Below are 2234 nucleotides of genomic sequence, written 5' to 3'. Positions count from 1 at the left end.
CGCAGGCGACGGCAATAGGTGCGCGGATCGGCGAGACCGTCGACATGGTCGACCCGCACGCCGTCGATGAGGCCTTCGGCATAAAGCCTGAAGATCAGTGCATGAGTCTGTTCGAAGACCTCCGGCCGCTCGACCCTGAGGCCGGCGAGATCGGTGATGTCGAAGAAGCGGCGCCAGTTGATTTCGTCGGCGGCGGTGCGCCACCAGGCGAGCCTGTAATGCTGGCGTTCGAGAAGGCGGTGCAGATTGGCGCGGCCTTCCGGTTCGCGCGCGTCGAAGGCCGTCGCGAAATCGCCGGTGAGGCCTTCATGGCTTCGCGGGTTCAGCGGAAAGAGGCGGTCGTAATAGGCGACCGACAGGCGGCCGGTGTCGGGCGCGACATGGAGCGAGAGTTCGCCGTTCTTCAGCGCCTCGCCATAGGGCTTGCCGAGAAAAGGCAAATGGACCTTGTTGCGGAGCGAGGCGTCCTTCGAATGCCAGTCGATGTCGAAGAAGCCGGCATGGGCGCTGTCCGGCCCCCATTCGAGCACATCGTTCCACCAGCGATTGGCGTTGTCCGAGACGCACATATGGTTCGGGACGATGTCGATGATGAGGCCGAGATTGGCGGCCCGCAACGCCGCGACGAAACGCCGGAAAGCCGGCTCGCCGCCGAGCTCGGGATTGATCTCGGCATGGTCGACGATGTCGTAGCCGTGCATCGAGCCGGGCTTCGCCTTGAGGATCGGCGAAGCATAGATATGGCTGACGCCGAGCCGCGCGTAATAGCCGAGGACCGGCACGGCGTCGGCGAAGCGAAAGCCTTTGTGGAACTGAAGGCGGGCCGTTGCACGGGGCGCGGTCATGATCTGCCGCGCGTATCTGCGATGGCGGCGAGCCGCCGTTCGACGGCCGGATCGTCGAAGAGCTTCGATGCGTCGCTAGCATAGCGGCGGCGCCAGTTCGGATATTCGTCGACCGTGCCGGGCATGTTCGCCTGGTCGCGCAAGGCCAGCGCGTCGTCGAGCGGCAGGATGGCGAGGGGCGAGGACGTCCGGCCGATGAAATGCGCGGCCGCCTCCACCGCGCTTTCGGCGGTCGCCTCCTGCGCGCCGGTGCCGTTGACGACGCCGTCATGGCGAAAGGTGCGCCAGATCGCTTCGCGATCGGTGCCGCGCGTGTGGCGTTCGCTGGCCGCGTCTTCGGCGGTGATGACGCCGGCGCCTTCGCGGTCGGCAATGTCGCGGCCCTCCCACCAGCCGGCGACCGTCGGCAGGTCGTGGGTCGAAGTCGTCGCCATCGCGTTCGGCGAATAGATGGAGGACGAAAAGAAGCCCATGTCGTCGCGCTCGAACCACATGACCTGCGTGCCGAGAATGCCGGCGCGATGCAGGCGTTCGCGGAAGCCGGCCTCGACCGTGCCGAGATCCTCGCCGAGCACGATGGCGCGGTTGCGCCAGGATTCGAGCGCGATCAGGCGGAAGAGGTCGTCCGACGGATAGGCGATATAGGCGCCGTCGGCAGGGCCCGTGCCATCCGGCACCACCCAAAGACGACTGAGCCCCATCGCATGATCGATGCGCATGCCGCCCGCGTGCCGCATGGTCGCGCGCAGCGCCTCGATGAAGGCGCGATAGCCATGCGGCCGCATCGCATGCGGGCAGAGGGCGGCGATGCCCCAGGATTGGCCATTCGCATTGAAGAGATCGGGCGGCGCACCGACGGAGAGCCCGGCGAGCATTTCGCTTTGCCGGCTCCAAGGATGGCTTCCCTTCGCATCGGTGCCGACGGCGAAATCGGTGATGAGGCCGATCGCCATGCCGGCATCGCGGCAGGAGGCCTGCGCCGAGGCGAGACTGCGATCCGCGATCCATTGCAGAAAGACGTGGAAAGCAACCTCGTCCTCATGCGCATGGGCAAAATCGAGGACGGCAGCGCCGCGCGGATCGCGATAGAGGCTCGGCCAGTTCTGCCAGTCGTCGAGCGCGCTGTCTTCGGCGGTCAGATGGGCATGCAACGCCTCGAAGCGCGCGTGATCTTCGAGCGCGTCGCCGCCTTCGATGCGGAAGCGGTCGAAATCTTCCCGCGCCGCGCCGTTGCAGCCCGAGAAGATATCGAACAGGCGACGGAAAAGCGTGAGCTTGGCGCGGCCCGCCTCCGGCCAGTCGATCTGCGGCAGGGCCTCGAGCACCGAGAGCGCGGCGGCGAGGTCGCCATCCGATGCGCGTGCAATGGTTGCGGTGTCGAGAGCCGCC

At 66.7% G+C, this 2234-nt stretch carries 2 protein-coding genes; both read right to left on the bottom strand.

Features of this window, described 5'->3' with window-relative positions; all coding sequences use genetic code 11:
• Positions 1 to 845 (bottom strand): alpha-amylase family glycosyl hydrolase (locus tag VMR03_RS13355; RefSeq protein WP_325406017.1); only part of this gene is annotated, 845 nt, incomplete at its 3' end.
• On the bottom strand, positions 842 to 2234 hold a 1393-nt coding region (gene malQ / locus VMR03_RS13350; protein ID WP_325406015.1), incomplete at its 5' end, for a 4-alpha-glucanotransferase. The genes malQ and VMR03_RS13355, both read right to left, overlap by 4 nt.

The sequence above is a fragment of the Parvibaculum sp. genome, assembly GCF_035511255.1.
Lineage (GTDB): Bacteria > Pseudomonadota > Alphaproteobacteria > Parvibaculales > Parvibaculaceae > Parvibaculum.
Note: the sequence above shows the minus strand (reverse complement) of the source record. Positions and strands in the feature narration are given on the sequence as shown.